The 16,305-nt window shown below is 44.5% G+C and carries 19 protein-coding genes; 6 read left to right on the top strand and 13 right to left on the bottom strand.

Annotated features, from left to right (window positions below):
* Position 1: 1 nt before the first annotated feature.
* Both V6657_RS04095 and V6657_RS04090 read right to left on the bottom strand, forming a co-directional pair.
* Positions 2-1,612, bottom strand: coding sequence for a GMC family oxidoreductase (locus tag V6657_RS04095; protein ID WP_048931828.1), 1,611 nt, complete (start codon positions 1,610-1,612; stop codon positions 2-4).
* Positions 1,612-2,106: a sugar dehydrogenase complex small subunit gene (locus V6657_RS04090; protein ID WP_048931990.1), complete on the bottom strand. Its 495-nt coding sequence runs from the start codon at positions 2,104-2,106 to the stop codon at positions 1,612-1,614. The genes V6657_RS04095 and V6657_RS04090 overlap by 1 nt, the downstream gene beginning before the upstream one ends.
* Positions 2,107-2,311: 205 nt before the next feature.
* Here V6657_RS04090 and pdxH point away from each other — a divergent pair, with 205 nt between their 5' ends.
* The 3 genes from pdxH to V6657_RS04075 all read left to right on the top strand — a co-directional run bounded on the left by pdxH (position 2,312) and on the right by V6657_RS04075 (position 5,485).
* A complete protein-coding gene (gene pdxH / locus V6657_RS04085; protein ID WP_048931827.1) occupies positions 2,312-2,950 on the top strand; it encodes a pyridoxamine 5'-phosphate oxidase in 639 nt (212 codons plus the stop codon).
* A 221-nt stretch (positions 2,951-3,171) separates the two neighbouring features.
* Positions 3,172-4,392: a cyclopropane-fatty-acyl-phospholipid synthase family protein gene (locus tag V6657_RS04080; RefSeq protein WP_048931826.1), complete on the top strand. Its 1,221-nt coding sequence runs from the start codon at positions 3,172-3,174 to the stop codon at positions 4,390-4,392.
* A gap of 4 nt (positions 4,393-4,396) precedes the next feature.
* Positions 4,397-5,485, top strand: a complete 1,089-nt coding sequence (locus tag V6657_RS04075; RefSeq protein ID WP_048931825.1) for a DUF72 domain-containing protein — start codon at positions 4,397-4,399, stop codon at positions 5,483-5,485.
* Positions 5,486-5,507: 22 nt separating this feature from the next.
* On the opposite strand, the gene msrA is transcribed toward V6657_RS04075, so the two are convergent.
* Entirely contained in the window at positions 5,508-6,095 is a 588-nt protein-coding gene (msrA, locus tag V6657_RS04070) for a peptide-methionine (S)-S-oxide reductase MsrA (RefSeq protein ID WP_338754980.1), read from the bottom strand.
* 92 nt (positions 6,096-6,187) lie between these two features.
* Between msrA and V6657_RS04065 the strand changes: the two genes are divergently transcribed.
* The gene (locus V6657_RS04065) at positions 6,188-7,600 is read left to right on the top strand and encodes a site-specific integrase (protein ID WP_077178845.1); all 1,413 of its coding nucleotides are present in this window, start codon (positions 6,188-6,190) and stop codon (positions 7,598-7,600) included.
* Here the strand turns inward: V6657_RS04065 and V6657_RS04060 are convergent.
* The 6 genes from V6657_RS04060 to V6657_RS04035 form a co-directional block, all read right to left on the bottom strand.
* Complete coding sequence (locus V6657_RS04060; RefSeq protein WP_171984385.1) at positions 7,546-7,713, bottom strand: hypothetical protein; 168 nt, start codon at positions 7,711-7,713, stop codon at positions 7,546-7,548. The genes V6657_RS04065 and V6657_RS04060 overlap by 55 nt on opposite strands.
* Positions 7,714-7,996: 283 nt before the next feature.
* A complete protein-coding gene (locus tag V6657_RS04055) occupies positions 7,997-8,299 on the bottom strand; it encodes a hypothetical protein (protein ID WP_338754979.1) in 303 nt (100 codons plus the stop codon).
* A gap of 1 nt (position 8,300) precedes the next feature.
* On the bottom strand, positions 8,301-8,732 hold the full coding sequence (locus V6657_RS04050) for a hypothetical protein (RefSeq protein ID WP_143263676.1): 432 nt from the start codon (positions 8,730-8,732) through the stop codon (positions 8,301-8,303).
* A 123-nt stretch (positions 8,733-8,855) separates the two neighbouring features.
* A complete protein-coding gene (mobF, locus tag V6657_RS04045) occupies positions 8,856-10,355 on the bottom strand; it encodes a MobF family relaxase (RefSeq protein ID WP_175843134.1) in 1,500 nt (499 codons plus the stop codon).
* Positions 10,352-12,586, bottom strand: coding sequence for a type IV secretion system DNA-binding domain-containing protein (locus V6657_RS04040; protein ID WP_338754978.1), 2,235 nt, complete (start codon positions 12,584-12,586; stop codon positions 10,352-10,354). Before V6657_RS04040 ends, mobF begins: the two co-directional genes overlap by 4 nt.
* A 12-nt stretch (positions 12,587-12,598) precedes the next feature.
* Positions 12,599-12,838: a hypothetical protein gene (locus tag V6657_RS04035; RefSeq protein ID WP_143263677.1), complete on the bottom strand. Its 240-nt coding sequence runs from the start codon at positions 12,836-12,838 to the stop codon at positions 12,599-12,601.
* Between the two features lie 531 nt (positions 12,839-13,369).
* On the opposite strand from V6657_RS04035, the gene V6657_RS04030 reads away from it, so the two are divergent.
* Positions 13,370-14,008: a hypothetical protein gene (locus tag V6657_RS04030; protein WP_338754977.1), complete on the top strand. Its 639-nt coding sequence runs from the start codon at positions 13,370-13,372 to the stop codon at positions 14,006-14,008.
* 231 nt (positions 14,009-14,239) lie between these two features.
* Here the strand turns inward: V6657_RS04030 and V6657_RS04025 are convergent, their stop codons facing one another.
* The 4 genes from V6657_RS04025 to V6657_RS04010 all read right to left on the bottom strand — a co-directional run bounded on the left by V6657_RS04025 (position 14,240) and on the right by V6657_RS04010 (position 15,824).
* Positions 14,240-14,614 carry a hypothetical protein gene (locus V6657_RS04025; protein ID WP_198107761.1) on the bottom strand — a complete coding sequence of 125 codons (375 nt, stop codon included), beginning with the start codon at positions 14,612-14,614 and terminating at the stop codon, positions 14,240-14,242.
* 199 nt (positions 14,615-14,813) lie between these two features.
* Entirely contained in the window at positions 14,814-15,131 is a 318-nt protein-coding gene (locus tag V6657_RS04020; RefSeq protein ID WP_338754976.1) for a hypothetical protein, read from the bottom strand.
* Positions 15,132-15,135: 4 nt separating this feature from the next.
* Positions 15,136-15,642 (bottom strand): hypothetical protein, encoded by a 507-nt coding sequence (locus tag V6657_RS04015; RefSeq protein WP_338754975.1) that lies wholly within the window; start codon positions 15,640-15,642, stop codon positions 15,136-15,138.
* On the bottom strand, positions 15,639-15,824 hold the full coding sequence (locus V6657_RS04010; RefSeq protein ID WP_338754974.1) for a hypothetical protein: 186 nt from the start codon (positions 15,822-15,824) through the stop codon (positions 15,639-15,641). The genes V6657_RS04015 and V6657_RS04010 overlap by 4 nt, the downstream gene beginning before the upstream one ends.
* Positions 15,825-15,979: 155 nt before the next feature.
* On the opposite strand from V6657_RS04010, the gene V6657_RS04005 reads away from it, so the two are divergent.
* Complete coding sequence (locus V6657_RS04005; protein WP_198107758.1) at positions 15,980-16,237, top strand: hypothetical protein; 258 nt, start codon at positions 15,980-15,982, stop codon at positions 16,235-16,237.
* Positions 16,238-16,305: the final 68 nt, after the last annotated feature.

Here is a 16,305-nt window from a genome sequence, read left to right as displayed (position 1 = left end):
CTCACGCCTCCTTCTTCAGTTGATCGGCAATGCGCAACGCCAGCGCTGCGATGGTCAGCGTCACGTTGACAGTGCCCACCGTGGGCATGGTGGAACTGCTGCTGATGAACAGGTTCGGGTGGTCGAACGTGCGGCAGTCCTTGTCGACCACAGAATCCTTCGGGTCCGCACCCATGATGGTTGCGCCGGTGATGTGGTTGTTGGGCGCGAAGTCATCGTTGAACTGCACATCGGTGCCGCCCAGCACCTTGGCGGCCGTGGCGTAGACCTCACGCGTGTGCACGGCGCTGCGTTTGACGTAGTCGTCGATGTGGTAGGTGATCTCGGGGCGAGGAATGCCGATCGCGTCGACCTCGGTCGCGCTCGGCACGATGCGGTTCTCGGGCAGCGGCAGGATCTCGTGAAAGCTGTCGAACTCCACATAGCGTGCGGCCTGATCGCGAATGCGCGCATCCAGTTCGGCGGGCTTAATGAGCTTGCCCTCCTTGAAGATGCGCTGCGTCTCCTGCTCAATGCGCGAGATGTTCGACAGGTGCAGCTTCTTGCCCGCCTGCGTGGCGCGGAACGGCCCGTCGCGAAAGCCGATCAGCGAGGTCATCTCCTGTGGCCCGCGCCCCGGCCACAGCTTGCGGTCGGCATAGAAGCTCACGCCGGTGCCGGGGTGGTCCATCAGGTTGCGGCCCACCATGTCTGAGCTGTTGCCCACGCCCTTGGGAAAGTCCTGGCTGGTGGACATCAACATCAGTTTGGGCGTCTCGATACCGTTGGCAGCCAGCACGAACCACTTGCCTTCCACGCGGTGTTCGACGCCCTTCGCATCCTTGTAGCGTGCGGCCACGATGCGCTTGTTGGCGCCGACTTCCAGCCTGAAGACCACCGCGTTTTCGATCAGGCGTGCACCGGCCTGCTCAGCCTTCTCCACATGGAAGATGCCGTTGTACATCGCCCCAATCGGGCAGATCGGCATGCAATTGTTGTTGCCGCAGCAGGTCGGTCGGCCATCGTAGGGGCGGCTGTTGCGCGCCACCGGCTCGGTCACCACGTGGAAGTCCGGGTCGTACCCGTTGAGCGCTTCCTTGATGGTGCGCTCGTTGAACGATAGCGGCAGCGGGGTCATCGGATACGGCTGGCTGCGCGGGGAGCCAAGCTCCTCATCATTCGGGCCCCACACACCGAGCGCTTCTTCTGCGCGGCCGTAGTAGCGCTCCAGATCGCTGTACTGCAAGGGCCAGTCGCGCGCGATGCCGTACACGCTGCGCAGCTTGAAATCGTTCGGCAGAAAGCGCCAGGTGGATGCCGCCCAGTGCCACGTCGTGCCGCCCACCGCGCGGATGTACTGCGAGTTGAATTTGTGCTCGCCCTTGAGGATCAGGTAGTTGTTGGGCGGGCCGTACTCCGGATGCGGCGCCCACGGCGTGGACGGATACGGCGCCATGAAATCCATCTTGTCGGCCTGATTGCGGAAGCGCTCGACGATCTCCCAGCGCGGCAGGCGCGGGCCCGCTTCGAGCATCAGTACCGACTTGCCTGCGCGGGCCAGTTCGTACGCCACGAGCGCGCCGGCCACGCCGGAGCCGACCACAACGATATCGGCTTGTTGGGTATCGGGCATCAGGCTTGCCTCTCGACGGGGGGCTCGGCCCAGAAGCCGGGCTGGTTGGGGCAATACGTGCGGATGACCAGCGTATCGGACACCACGCTGTACATCAGCGCCTGTTCGTACGTGACAACGTTGCCGTCGACCACGCCCAGGTACCACGCCTCCAGAATGCGCAGCGCGGTCTTCTGCTGCGCCTCGGAGAGCGTGCCGGCCGCCAGCGATTGCGCCAGCGGCCGCAACTGCGCGACAAAGTCGCTGCCCGGCTTGCCGAGCGCCGCCAGCAAGCGCGTGCCGACGGCACGGTCCAGCGTCGGCCGGGCCGTCAACGCCTGTGACAAGGCCATGAACGCTTCGAGCGGCTCACCTGGGGCCTGCGCCACCGCGCGCAGCACCTGCGAGCCGACCAGCCCGGCAGCCGCAACGGCCAGCGTGCCCTGCAACCACTGGCGGCGCGTCAACCCGAAAGGCGCCTCTGCGGGTTCAGGGGAAGGAGAAGGGGTGGCCATTTCGACATCCTCTTGCAACTTTTGCGGGGGATCGGGCGAGCGTGCTGCCGCGCGGCCCGAATTGCCAATATAGGCGGCGTTCCGCAGATCGCCAGAACCCCGGCACAAGCGCGAACCGTGCCAGGCAACCCTTGCGTATGCGCAAATGGCGGTCGGCCGCGTTTGTCTATACTCGGCCCGTTCGCATGTCGCTTCCTCTTGCACCATGACCTCCATCGCCGATATCCGCACTGAATACGCCCGCGCCTCGCTCGACATTGCCGACGTCGACGCCAACCCGTTGCGCCAGTTCCGCCGCTGGTTTGACGAAGCGCTCAAGGCCGAAGTGGCCGAGGTCAACGCCATGTCGCTCGCCACGGTCGACGCGCACGGCCAGCCGTCGGCCCGCATCGTCCTGCTCAAGAACCTGGACGAGCGCGGTTTCACCTTCTTCACCAACTACGCCAGCCACAAGGGCGAGGAACTGGCCGCCAACCCGCACGCGGCATTGCTGTTCCACTGGATTGGGCTGGAGCGCCAGGTGCGCATCCAGGGCATCGTCGAGAAAGTGTCGGAAGCCGAGAGCGATGCCTACTACCACTCGCGTCCGCTGGGCTCACGCCTGGGTGCTTGGGCATCGGAGCAAAGCAGCGAAGTGCCCGACCGCGCCACGCTGGAGGCTCGCGAAGCCGAATACAAGCAGCGTTTTGGCGACACCCCGCCCCGCCCGCCGCATTGGGGGGGCTACCGGTTGCTGCCCGAGTGCCTGGAGTTCTGGCAAGGCCGCCCGTCGCGCCTGCACGATCGGCTGGAATATCGCAAGCAAGCCGACGGCACCTGGAAGATCGCCCGCCTGGCCCCCTGATCGGGTGTGGCCCGAATGTCGCTTCGGGCGCAATGATTTATTGCGCATTGCGTCATCCCGGCATGGCGCTTGCTGCCATATGGAGAGGGCCTCGCGCCGCCCGTAAGACCCGCACAGCAGCATGGAAAAGTTTGTCGTAAGCTAATGTGATGCGTTGTGATCCGTTCGGGCGGCAATCCGAAGGCTCGTCCCGATAATCTGCACATCAGGGAGGCGTTGACATGCTTTTCCATCAGGCGATTGACCGCAAACTCGAGCACTGGATCAAGGAGATCCGCGAGTCCGCCAACCTCCCGATCCGTCTGCGTCTATGGAACGGTGACCAGTACGAACTGGGCCGTTTCGACCAACCGCGCGTCACGCTCACCGTGCGCGAAGCCAGCGCCCTGCCGCTGCTGCTGTCCCCCACACTCAACAACCTCGGCGAGGCTTACGTTCAGGAAAAGATCGACCTGGACGGCAAGCTGGCTGACATCATCAACGTCGCCTACGGTTTAGCCACCTCGGCCGCCACCACCAGCGGAAATGCGCTGGCCCGCGTGGTGCGCCACTTCGCCCACACGAAGGAAGGCGACAAGGAATCGATCCAGTACCACTACGACGTCTCCAACGACTTCTACAAGCTGTGGCTGGACCAGAACATGATCTATTCCTGCGCCTACTTCGAGAACGGCGACGAAACGCTCGACGAAGCGCAGTTGAAGAAGATCGACCACATCCTCACCAAGATCCGCCTGCAGCCTGGGCAGACATTGCTCGACATCGGCTGCGGCTGGGGTGCGCTGGTACTGCGCGCGGCGCAGAAGTACGGCGCGCGCTGTCTGGGCGTGACGCTGTCGCAAAACCAGTACGACCTCGCCACGGAACGCGTGCGCGCCGCAGGCCTGCAAGACCAGATCGAAATCCGCATCCAGGACTATCGAGACCTCACGGGCCAGTTTGACCGCATCACCAGCGTCGGCATGTTCGAGCACGTCGGGCGCAAGAACCTGCCGGGGTATTTCCGCCGCATGCACGACCTGCTGGCCGATGGCGGTATCGCCATGAACCACGGCATCACCTCCACCGACCCGGACGGCGGCGAAGCCTCGATGGGTGGCGGCGATTTCATCGACCGCTACGTCTTCCCGCAGGGCGAACTGCCGCATATCTCGCTCGCGCTCTCTGCCGCGCAGGATGGCGGCCTGGAGGCGCTTGACGTTGAAAGCCTGCGCCGCCACTATGCGCGCACGCTCGAGCACTGGGCCGAGCGCTTCGAGACCAACGGCGACACCATCCGCGCAATGGTCGGCGAGAAGAAATACCGCATCTGGCGGGTCTACCTGGCTGGCTGCGCACACGCCTTTGACGCCGACGAGATCTCGATCTTTCAGACCGTGCTGCAGAAGGCCGGCCAGTCGGCGGCATCGATCCCGTGGTCGCGCCGCTTTATCTACACGTGACCGTTTGACCGCCAACGCCCCCCTCGACGATCTGTTCGGCACGCCGCAAGACAACGCTGCGGCGGCCGAATCAGCCAAACCCGCTTCCAAACCCAAGCGCCCTCCTACCCGACAGGGCGTGCAGCCAGCCGCGGTTGCGCCCGACGTGGCGGCGCTCGCGCAGCGTCTGCTGCGCGGGCTGCATGGGTTACGCATTGGCACGTCGTCGTGGTCGTATCCGGGGTGGGATGGGCTGGTGTATGCGGGCGAGTATTCCGATTCGATGCTCGCGCGCAAGGGGTTGGCGGCGTACGCCCAACACCCGCTGCTGCGCACGGTCAGCATCGACCGTGGCTTCTATGCGCCGATTCCATTGGCGGATTACGTAGCCTACGCAGCCAGCGTGCCGGAGGATTTCCGCTTTGCGGTAAAGGCACCCGCCGCTGTGTGCGATGCGTGGATTCGCGAGCTGGACGGCCGCGGCCGCATGGCCAACCCAGCCTTCCTGAATGCCGAGTTCGCGATCCGCGATTTTGTCGATCCGGCCACGCGCGGGCTCGGCACGCAGTGCGGGCCGCTGGTGTTCCAGCTCTCGCCACTGGGCGCGCTGGCTGAAGATGCCACTGGCTTTGTGGAACGGCTCGAAGCGTTCCTGGCCGCGCTGCCGCCGCTCGATCCGCAACTCAATCCCGATGCCGTTTATGCGGTGGAACTGCGCGACGCCACGCTGCTCACGCCACGCTTCATCAAGATGCTGCGCGCGGCAGGCGTGCGCTACTGCGTTGGCCTGCATGAGCGGATGCCGGCGGTCGACCGGCAAGCCGCGGCCGTTGCGCTATTGGATGAAGGTGCGGGCGGCCCGCTCGTGGTGCGCTGGAACCTGAACAGCCGCTACCGCTACGCGCAGGCCGAAGCGGCGTACAAACCGTTCGACAAGCTCGTCGATGAAGATCCGTTCTCGCGCGAGACGCTGGCCGACATGGCGGTGGCCGCGCTGGCTGCCGGGCGCAAGGTGACGATCCTGGTCAGCAACAAGGCCGAGGGATCTTCCCCGCTGTCGTGCATCAAGCTGGCCGAGGCCATCGCCGCGCGCCTGCCGGCAGACGCAGCATAGCCCTGGCCCTGCCCTTCACTTCTTAGCCCTGCAAGCGGTGTGCGAACTGCTTGCGGAATTTCGCCACCTTGGGCGAGATGACGAATGCGCAGTAGCCCTGCGCCGGGTGATCGCGGAAGTAGTTCTGGTGCTCGTCTTCCGCACGCCAGAAGGTCACCTTGCCGTCGCTGGCATCCACCAGCTCCGTCACGATGGGCGCTTCGAAGATGTCGCTGGCGCCAAGTTCATCGATGGCCTTACGCGCTGTCGCCAACTGCTCGGGCGATTGCGCAAAGATGGCCGAGCGGTACTGCGGCCCGACATCGTTGCCCTGGCGATCCGGCGTGGTCGGGTCGTGGATGGCGAAGAAGATGTCGAGGATCTCGCGGTAGGGGATCACCGCCGGGTCGAATTCCACCTTCACGACTTCAGCATGGCCGGTGTCGCCATTACAGACGGCGCGATAGCTGGGGTGGTCAACATGGCCACCTTCGTATCCGGACACCACGCTGCGCACGCCTTGCACTTGCTGGAACACGGCTTCCAGGCACCAAAAACATCCCGCTCCTAACACTGCTATTTCAAGGTTTTTTGGGGTGTCCACACCACTGCTAACCTGTTGATTTTCCATAATAATCACCCTTATAGACTGTTTCGGGGGGTGGATACAACCTGCTGAATTGATGCTACCATTCAGCAGATTCAGCAGACGGAGAACCCCCTATGTCCAAGCTCCCCCGTGGTATCAGACTTGCTCAATGGTTGAACAAGGATGGTTCTACAACTACAAAGTATAGAGTAGAAATCACTAGAAAAGATTGGAAGGGAAAACGAAACAATCTTTTTGATACTCTTAATGAAGCAAAAGCATTTCTTATCATGTCAAAAGATAAGAAAGGTCAAGCATTCATTTATCAGATTGATGATGAAGAAGAAGAATTGAAACGGAAGGAAAGAGAGAAATTAGAACAAACTGAATACAATAGTTCCGATTACTCTTTTGGATATTTTGCTAAAAAATATCTTGATAATTATGTTTTTAATGAAGTGGCTGATACAGAACTAAAACGAAGAAATCAAGCCATGAAAAAAGCATTTATCACAAAAATCTGTTCTATCTCAATTGAAGATAGACACATTACCAAAGAAGAAAAAGAAAGGGATGGCATTGAACATGTTGAAACCGTTTATCGTTATTTCAAAGCCCTTGATGTTAGAACAGAAATAGACCATATTGATATAAATAACTATATCAAGGTTAGATTGAAAGGCGATAAGAAAAACAGAGCTATTAAGCCTGTTTCTGTTGTTCGTGAACTCACATTTATTTCAAATGTATTCAACAAACTGATTCACTTTGATACGAAATTAAAAGATGTTAGAAATCCAATCAAAGACTATGATAAATCATTACTTCGTAATGTTATCAATGTGAGAAAGAGAATTCTAAATGAAGAAGAAGAACTGAAATTCTTTGAAGTCATCAATGGATATTCAAATCCACAACTTGCTAATATTTGTAAATTATCTTTACTTACTTCTATGCGAAGAAGTGAGATTGTCTATTTGAGAAAAGACCAAATCAAAGATAATTACACATACCTTCATTTGCCAATTACAAAATCTGGAAAATTTCGTGATGTGTATTTAGATGAAACAGCAAAGCAATTTTTGAAGAACCTTGAACCAGCAAAAAAAGCGAAAGATGGTCGCTTCTTCACATATTCAATTATGGGTTTTGGAAAGGTATTTGCTGAACTCATGGAAAAGAATGGATTAAAAGATACCCATTTCCATGATTTGAGAAGAACCAAGATTTCCCGTATGTTGTCGATTGGTGGTGATTCCAATACTATCTTGATTGCTAAAATTCTTGGCTTCCAATCAGTTAGGAAGTTTGAAGAAATCCACCTTACAGATAAACATAAGGGGTTAAATTCTCAATCTGGCATGTTGTCCAGCTTCGGACATGGAAACATAGATACAAACTTCAAACACTACTTCAATCTACATTTGGATGGAGTAAAGAAATTGAATAGATTGAAGATTTTGAAAGAAAAGAAACAAAACAATATTATCAATCAAGAAGAAGAAAGTGAACTGTTATCATTGTTGCTTGAATTGACTTCATCTTGATTTTCCTTTTCCATTTCAGAGAAAAATTCTTCTGCTGGTTGAAACCTACCTTCTTCAATTTCTTTTTCACCAAGTTCAAGAATTTTTAATAATGCTTCTGTTTGTTGTTCCATGATGACCGTTCCTTAATGATTAGACTTATCCATATTATCCATAGACAAAATCGAAGATTTTGCCGAATTCTGCCCTAGTCTACTACATGGGCTGAGAAATTCGGGAATCTGTGGGTAATGTGGATAAGTCGGTGTTTGCTACGGAGTGAATACCTTTCAATATAGCAGAAAAGCCAGCTAAATGCTGGCTTTTATCTTTTTGAGAGAACATGAATTTACACCTTCATTCTCTTTAACGATTCTTTATCTTTCAAATCATTAGAAAGTTTTTTCTTCAAAATAGCTATTCATTGTTTTTCTCCTTCATTCTTTTGGAAATCCATTTATCACAAATCATCAAGGTAAAGTAAGCATCAAACATCGTTGCTACCCTTTCTAATTCTTCTTCATCTTTTACCTTGCTTCTATCAATCCAAAGTTTATGAAACTCATGAACCTTATGAATAGCATTAGGTAAATTCTCAAAGCTACTTTCTCTTTCAATAATATCACTTAAAGTAGCAACAATCCCTTCATTCCTTGGATTTGAATTTCTTTCCTTGAATGTTGTTTTGTCTGCATAAACTTCTAATAATGTCTTTTTCATATTAGTTCCCCTTTGAAACTTCGATAAGCTGGTCATAGGGAACTTCCTTCAAAATGTCCAGTAGGAAGCTGGCGAACATTGAAGGAAAAAATACAAAAGGAATTTGAGCAGGAATTAACCCATCAACCCTAAAATCTGGATTGTTGTGTTTCTTACTTCTGATAATGTAAGAAAATGTGAATTTCTGGTGCTGTTCTGAATACCCAAAAGAAAGATGAAGTAATTTCAAATCCATGTTTTTCATGGATTTCTTGAAATCATCAAACTCTTTTCTAGCTAATGAAGATAATTCTTCACTATGGCTTTCAGAAAGAAACTGATTCAATAACAGATAGTTATTGAAAATGATATTCAAACCTTTGTTTTGTGTTGCTTGGTTTGAAAAGAACTCTTTACAGAGTTGTGAACTCTTTGTTTTGCCTAAAACTAACATAGCGACTCTCCTTAAAGTAAATAGTTGAACCCCAATGGGCGGGGTGGTCGCTATAAATTTAAGGTTTGGTCGCTATTCAGAAAGAACTATAACATAGTATTTCAAAAAGGTCCACAATTATTTTTATATTTCTATGGATTGTTTGTTTTCTTGTTGTAGTGCTTCTCTATAAGCATCCATCAACTGTGAATGTTGTTGTTGGTAGTTAGATATTTCTTTCGCTATTGCTTGTCCTTCTGTTCCTGGCTTACCTTCTGTTTGAGAAAGTATCTGAACCATTCTTAAAGCATGAGAAGAAGCAAGTTCATTTAGCTGGCTCAAAATCTTGTCTGACTGCTTACCAGAAACGGCTTTTGTATCCTTGGCAAGCTTCGATTGTGAAGGTGCTGGTGTGCTATCTGCCACTCTATTATTGGTTGGTTTCTGAACTCCTTTACTATGATTGGCTTGTTTCTGAATAGGAATATTTCTATTCTTCAAAGACTTGACAAATTCAATCTTTTTGTGTTGCCTGTATTGATTGCCAAGTTTTTCCATAGACTTGTTAGATTTATGGAGATAAAACCCCTTCTTCAATTGTTGTAGTTTTTCACTTCCTTTAAATTCATCTAATTTCTCTTGATATGTTTTTGTAGAAAATTTAGATTCACTTAAAGCCATGAGTTTTAGCTGTTTTTCAGTAATGAATTTATATCCTTTGAATGCTTCTTCAAAAGATTTATCTAAATTGACTTGCTTTCCCTTCATTGACTGAACAGAAGAAATATCAAAATTTCTATCCTTCATTCTTTCATGCCATTGCTCACGAAGAACAGACAAATCATTTTCAGATTTTGAATTTCTCTGCTGTAAAGATAGCTTTTTCAATTCAGAATAATCAGCCCCTTCCTTTGCCATTTCCTTAATAGATTCTGTTCTTTGTGAAAATTCTTTTCTCAAATCGTCTGAAATACCATCAATTCTAAAACTATCTTTTACACCACGGCTAACCGTATAACCCATTTCATTTGTTAGGAATTTAGCTAAACTATGCTGAAATACTTGGTCAAGATATTTTAATGTTGTTTGTTTATTACCTTGTCCATCTTTCTCGTTTATCAAATCATAAAGAGTATGAGAATACATTTTCCCATCTCTTCCTAGAACTTTTGGAAACACAATAATATGTCCATGTTCATGACAATCAACGGCTTTATCTTTCACACTTCTTGAAGTATGGTGTTGAAAGATTGCCATTGATACACCACGGGCTAAAACATATTCTTCTTTTCCATTCTCTGTTTTTCTATAATAGGTATTTTCTTCAATAGCTTTTGCTGTTTCAATCAAAGCTTCCTTGAAAGCTTTATCCATCTTTTCTCTATCTTCATCAGAAACACGGTTATAGAGAATTGACCAATCCTTTGGTGCTCCAGGGTCAATCTCTACACCTTGATTATCTTTACCACCTAAACCTACAAGATATTCAAATTGTTTTTGTGAAACTTCCTTGCCTTCCGATTTCATATATCTACTTCCAGAGCCAGTGAAAAAACCTTTTTCATTGTCGCCTTCTGTGTAATATTCATGTTTTGAATGCTCAAACAAATATTTTGGATTAGTTATTTTGGCGATGTTTATCATAATTCTAAATCTCCATCATGTGTTATTTCCGCTTTACGAAGTGAAGCAAGTTTCTTCAAACTATCAACATTTCTATTTATCTTGTTCTCTATTCTCTGTTCTAATGTTGTTTCATTTGACTGGATTATATTTCCACTTCCTGAATGGGTGGTTGTTAAAGCATCTAATAATTCACCAGTTTGAACAGCAATAGATAAAGCTTCTCCACCTATCGCATGTGCTCCAATTTCTACCATTGCTGAACTCATTGGATTTTCTTCTTCATGCCCTACTGTTGGTGGGTCAAGGTGTAGAACATCAATATCATGTATGACTTCATTTTGTATTGTGATTTCTTCCTTATCATCTTCTGAATGAGTATTTGCTTTTTTATTCACATTGCTTCCAGAAGATGAAACAATAATATTTCTTCGTTCCTTTTTATCAAACTTAACTGCTGGAAGTAAAACCACTCCTACCCTTGGATTATTTGTGAATTTGAATAGAACGCGAACACCAATGAATTTATCTGTTGCTACTGGTCCTAAAATATTTTGAAGCTCATTCACATTGGCAACATCAACTTTTGATTTCTGTTGTTTACTGTTTATGCTCTTTCCTTGGCTACCATTTCCATAGTTAGCTGTTGCTATTGTTTCGGCTATATCTCTTTTTCCTAATTCTCTTTCTATATTAGGAAAGTCATCTGATGCCATACGAGCCCAAATTTTATTTTGGAAAGCACCAGCAAAACTATCTCCATCCATATTGAAAGATGATTTTATTTGTGAAGTTCTCTGTAATGCGACTCTGACACGAATTCCTTTACCTCGACCAACATCTGGCAATTTCAAGAATTTTTGTAAATCTATTGCTGTAAGTTGTGGGAATTCATCAAGAATAAAATGAAGTTGATGTTTTACCTTGTAGCTTTCTTCAATGACTTCATCAACAATCAAATTGATAAATGCTGAAATATAGCAATTTGCCACATCACCAAATTGGTTTGAATTAACTAGAATAATTACCTTTCTATCTTTCTTTGGTTCTGTTTTTAACCATTTTCTTATATTCAAAGTTTTTCTATCTTTCCAGAAATCAGAAAGAACTTCAAATCTTCTTATGGTTTCAGCACATGAAGCCAGAACACATAGAGAAGTTTTCGCATTTTGTGGGTCTACATAAACAGTGGCTGGTCTATTCCATTGAACCAAAAAATCCTTGATAAGTTGAAGTTGCTGATTATTTTTATCTACTTCTTTTTTCACTGCCTTTTCGTCTGAAAGGTCTATATTTTCATCAACTGGATTAACTTGAAACTGATTCCACAACTTAACTATATTTCCAAGGTTAGCCAGAACAACACCATTTTCTTTTGATTCTGACACAACACATCTAACCAATCCTTCTAATACTGCTATTGAACCTTTATTAAAAAAATCGGCTTTTCCTTCTTTTGCTTGTGTAAAGCTTTCCACAAAAGTTCTAATTCTAGCCTTCTCTACTGCTTCTGAATTACTCACAAGCATGTTCAGAAAATCAAGGGCATATCCTTTCGATTCCCAAGGTTGTATTAAATAAAAATCACAATAGCCACTCAACATGTCTATTTCATCACCTTTAACAGAATGAAGAATAACCTTGTGCTTATTATCAATCGCTTCCTTGATGTATCTATTCAATACAACAGATTTACCAGAGCCAGCTTCACCACGAACAATAGTTGAAAGTTCTAGGATATTTGGTGGAAGATAAACAGTCCTTTTTACTGGCACACCATCAGCATAATTTGGGAACTGTTTTCCACATAAATTAAAATCAATTTCATTAGAACGAATAAAAGCAATATCTTTTTTATCTTCTGGTGTCTTGAAATCTGTTTCGTAGTTCTTGATAACTTGTGCTGAATCATCCAAAAAATTTCCAGCCAAATGAGTTTGTCTTGTGATTGGTGGTGTAATCAGTCCAGTTAAAAACCATGAAGCCAAACCAGAAGGAAAGAATACAAAAAAACATTTTCCATAAAAAATAGACATGTTGAAGTAAGACAAATATTCAGAATCATGATGGATTATTGCCAATAATATCTTGAAAAATGGAATGTTTTTGAAGAAGAACATTCCCAAAGAAAACGAGAAAACGACGAATAAAAAACAAAGCCATCCTAGAATTTGGTTGTAATACCTTCTTGGAGTGTCAGGGGTTAACATGTCGTCCATGTTTGAACTTGATAAGTAGCGAACTTTTTTCATAGCCATTCTCCATTATTTTTTTTCTTCGATTATCTCGGCTAACATTCCAGCTACTTGCGAAATATAGTCCTTTACTTCTTCTTGACCCTTCAAAACTTCTTGAATTGTTCTGCTGTTTTCTTGTTTAGAAACTGCCTCTTCCAGAAACTTAACGACAGCTTCATTGAAAGAACACTTCTTCTCTTTTGATATATCTTCAAAAAAGAAAAGCATTGAAGGTGAAAAATAGATAGATTTTTGAACTGGTTTCATTGTTATTCTCCTTATTAGAAACTCACATTAAAACCATACACTATTTTTATCTACTGTCAACAATCTAATGTATAGATTAGATTTATTGCTATTATTCCCATATCTTAATTGAAAAAAGACACATTACAATCAAAGAAGTAATCTAAAACACAATGTAAAGAGTAATGTATAAAATCCCCCCATTTAGTTAGTCCTGAAAGGACAACTGGCATAACAACACATTACATGTGGTGTAAATGTCTAAAAAAATTGTTCTTCAATTTTTTGGGGGGGACTACCTTCCTAGATGTTGGGGTTTTGTTCTTGTTATAGAGATATGTATTAGCTCATTTATCGTTCTTGTTGTTATCTATGGTTAGATTTGAAGATAGGTTTGATTTGTTGTTATCGTTTTGTTATGGGTATGGTTATGAGTTTAAGGTAGACATAAAGATTAGTTTTGTTTTATGTTTGATTTACATAATAGGTTTGACAATTACCTTATTCGAGTTATATTTATATTGTAGTTGTATTTATTTAAAGGAAACTATTATGGAAAACAAACAATTAGATTTAGAGTTAGTAGCATCGTTTTATAGAAAGAGAAAGATAGCATCTATTCCAGGGTATCGTTATTATGAACATTTACCTGTAATTTTAGCTATGAGAGAGTTAGGGATAAAACATAGAATAATTGCCGATTATTTGAATGTTGTAGTTGTCAATTCGCCTAACAAAATAACTAATACTGTGTTATGTGCTTACATATCAAAATGGAAGCAACATGGTTTGATTAACATTCATAAAAGAGATGTGAAAGAGTTAGCAGATAAAATAGTTGCTACTGAACTTGGGGCAAAAGTTTTACCTAGTGTTGCTGAAATTGTTATAGAAAAAAAGACAAATGAGATTAACAAATTGTCTGATAGTCAGTTTGAAGAAACACAAAAATTTGACGATCCTTTTGCTATCACATTGGTTAATAATGTTGGAGAAGACGATAATAAAGTAGAAAAGGTTAATATCCTTGAATTCATGAAGTTAGTTTCAAAAGGGTTCGATAGAGAATTGACCGACCATGAAAAAAGTGTTGTAAAGTCCTACTATCAGCAAAATTCAGATTTGTTAGCCAAGGATCAATTGATAAGTTCTTGTATTGATACAATTAGAGGAAATCATGAACAAAATTGATAACATACTTTCACTTATCCTATTACTTCAATTATGTCTTGTTTATAATTTTGCTTGCCGTGAAAATAAAATGTTTACAGAACTGGGCAACAAGGTTTGTAGGGCAACTTGTTTAGGTGGAATAATCATGTTGATAATTGAGCAATATTTAATATTCAAAGGGTATCAATGAACTTTCCAGCCAATAGAAAAGCCAGCTATAAGCTGGCTTTTATCTTTTGAAAAGAACTATCAAAGTTCGATTTTTTTCTTCTTGGATGCTGGTTTAAGTGGAACAACAGATTCATTCTCATAGAATTCAACACCTTCAATTCCTTCTTGTTTTAGTATGTTCAAAATCTTCAACTTGGCACTACGGCATTTAGAATTCTCTTCATTTAAAACTTCTTCGCTGAATGTTTTTATTGTTGAGTAATCAAATCCCTTTTGTCTTGAAATATAAACATACAAAAATGGTTTTCCTTCGAAGTCAATAAAGTATGTTGAAAATGCTTTATCAAGGTTCAAATAAATTCGCTCTTGTTTTACCTTGTCAGTATCAACCTTGACGAATTTAACATCAAAATCTTTCTCTACTAATTTTGTTTCTAGGTCTTTTAATTTCATATTGTTTCTCCTTATAGTTATTATGAAATGTATTTACTGCTATCTCTGTTAATTCCTTACAAGTAAAGCCAACAAAAATCCAATTGTAAGAACCAAACAGATTGAACCCCCACACAACAGATAGATAGCTTGCTTCATGTCCTTTCTTGACTGTTTGAATTCTTCGTAAACTTCGCGGGTTTGTTTTGCTGACATTGTTTCAATGCTTCTTTTCATAATAATTCTCCTTTGTTAATGTATTTTTCGATATCCGTTCTCCTTGTTGTAAATTTCTGTGTATATAACTAACTGATTCAGATTCACTCAAAATAAGAGAAAAGTAATCCAGTATTTCATCTATCATTTCTATTGCTTTATCTCCTTCATACTTGATAAAAGTTAATTTATCATCAAAAGAGTAAGCAATAAAAATCTGTTTCCCATAATTGAAGGCTACTGATTCCTTCTTTTTGTTGCTCCATATAGTCGTATTTTTCAATAAGAAAATGGAGTCGTTTAGGTTTGGAAAATAGCTCATTTTCTTATCTCCTATATGTTGGTATCCAGTTTGCTCTATCATTCATGAATTTTGAGAATGAGCATAATTCCCTTATTTTCATTCTATAAGCCCTGAATGAGTAATTAACTGTATTAGCAAAGTGAATACATGAGAATGATAAGAACATTAAGCCAGACATGATATTTTTGTCTATCAAGTTCAATATTCCCAATATCACAAAAAAGTTTAAGAACCCAAAACACATATATGCCATGTAAAAAGCCATACGGTAATTCTTATCAATGTCTGATTCAGAAACACCAAGTCTATATTTAGCTTGCTCATAGGTTTCAACTCTGGCATTTGCTTTTATTTTCTTGACACTTCTAGGGTCAACAAGTTGAAGCAATGGTTTTATTCTGGTTGCTGACTCATGAACTTGATTAACCACTGGCATATAAACAGGTTTAGCAGTCCAGTTTAAAAATTTCAAAGGCGATAGGGCAACTTTCTTTAACATCCCTTCTTTTTTATTATTATCGTTATTCATTTTATTTCTCCAAAAATTCTATTTTCCATATACTGCCTAAAACTATCATTTCTTTCCGTGAATTCAAGCAATAGAACAAGATAGCTATTTGCTGTAAAACCATGCTCCCTAGCTTCTGAAATTAGATGCTCTCTTTGCTCACGGGTTAATTTCAACTTAAATTCTACTGTTTCGTTTTTCATTTTTTTCTCTCCAACTATCAATAAGATTGCTCAAAGATAAAGCCAATGTATCTAGCACCTTACTGAAATTGTAGAATGAATAGACACCCAACATAGCAATCAAAATAAACACAAATAAAGTAATCATGTTGTTTCTCCTTAATCAAATTTATTAAATGGATAAGATTATTAAACATCGTTTTTTCTATTTGTCAACACAAAATATGACTTTTTTTGTTGAAATTGACAAAGAAGCAAAAACATTTATTCTTGTAGTGAATCGACTTCTCCTGTTAACAAATAAAAATCCTTGTCGATTCATTTTCCTTTGTGAGAACGAAGATGACCAATTGGGAGATTGGTCTTTTTTGTTTTCTTCTATTCATGAAATATGTTTTGTGAACCTGATTCATGAATACGATGAAGAAGAATAATCAATAGCTCCAAAATAGCTCCCCGTAATCGCTCTATACGGCGATGAAAATGTGTTGGGCAGGGGTAA

This window comes from Ralstonia sp. RRA, from assembly GCF_037023145.1.
In the GTDB taxonomy this organism is placed as follows: domain Bacteria; phylum Pseudomonadota; class Gammaproteobacteria; order Burkholderiales; family Burkholderiaceae; genus Ralstonia.
This window is presented reverse-complemented; position numbering and strand designations above follow the sequence as displayed.

What these genes read in the sequence shown, in the direction of transcription:
- V6657_RS04010 (WP_338754974.1), bottom strand. Translation starts at nt 15,824, where the DNA reads ATGAAAAACGAAACAGTAGAATTTAAGTTGAAATTAACCCGTGAGCAA.
- pdxH (WP_048931827.1), top strand. Translation starts at nt 2,312, where the DNA reads ATGACCTCCATCGCCGATATCCGCACTGAATACGCCCGCGCCTCGCTC.
- V6657_RS04065 (WP_077178845.1), top strand. Translation starts at nt 6,188, where the DNA reads ATGTCCAAGCTCCCCCGTGGTATCAGACTTGCTCAATGGTTGAACAAG.
- V6657_RS04095 (WP_048931828.1), bottom strand. Translation starts at nt 1,612, where the DNA reads ATGCCCGATACCCAACAAGCCGATATCGTTGTGGTCGGCTCCGGCGTG.
- msrA (WP_338754980.1), bottom strand. Translation starts at nt 6,095, where the DNA reads ATGGAAAATCAACAGGTTAGCAGTGGTGTGGACACCCCAAAAAACCTT.
- V6657_RS04020 (WP_338754976.1), bottom strand. Translation starts at nt 15,131, where the DNA reads ATGAGCTATTTTCCAAACCTAAACGACTCCATTTTCTTATTGAAAAAT.
- V6657_RS04025 (WP_198107761.1), bottom strand. Translation starts at nt 14,614, where the DNA reads ATGAAATTAAAAGACCTAGAAACAAAATTAGTAGAGAAAGATTTTGAT.
- mobF (WP_175843134.1), bottom strand. Translation starts at nt 10,355, where the DNA reads ATGATAAACATCGCCAAAATAACTAATCCAAAATATTTGTTTGAGCAT.
- V6657_RS04055 (WP_338754979.1), bottom strand. Translation starts at nt 8,299, where the DNA reads ATGAAAAAGACATTATTAGAAGTTTATGCAGACAAAACAACATTCAAG.
- V6657_RS04060 (WP_171984385.1), bottom strand. Translation starts at nt 7,713, where the DNA reads ATGGAACAACAAACAGAAGCATTATTAAAAATTCTTGAACTTGGTGAA.
- V6657_RS04015 (WP_338754975.1), bottom strand. Translation starts at nt 15,642, where the DNA reads ATGAATAACGATAATAATAAAAAAGAAGGGATGTTAAAGAAAGTTGCC.
- V6657_RS04080 (WP_048931826.1), top strand. Translation starts at nt 3,172, where the DNA reads ATGCTTTTCCATCAGGCGATTGACCGCAAACTCGAGCACTGGATCAAG.
- V6657_RS04035 (WP_143263677.1), bottom strand. Translation starts at nt 12,838, where the DNA reads ATGAAACCAGTTCAAAAATCTATCTATTTTTCACCTTCAATGCTTTTC.
- V6657_RS04090 (WP_048931990.1), bottom strand. Translation starts at nt 2,106, where the DNA reads ATGGCCACCCCTTCTCCTTCCCCTGAACCCGCAGAGGCGCCTTTCGGG.
- V6657_RS04005 (WP_198107758.1), top strand. Translation starts at nt 15,980, where the DNA reads ATGGATAAGATTATTAAACATCGTTTTTTCTATTTGTCAACACAAAAT.
- V6657_RS04050 (WP_143263676.1), bottom strand. Translation starts at nt 8,732, where the DNA reads ATGTTAGTTTTAGGCAAAACAAAGAGTTCACAACTCTGTAAAGAGTTC.
- V6657_RS04040 (WP_338754978.1), bottom strand. Translation starts at nt 12,586, where the DNA reads ATGAAAAAAGTTCGCTACTTATCAAGTTCAAACATGGACGACATGTTA.
- V6657_RS04030 (WP_338754977.1), top strand. Translation starts at nt 13,370, where the DNA reads ATGGAAAACAAACAATTAGATTTAGAGTTAGTAGCATCGTTTTATAGA.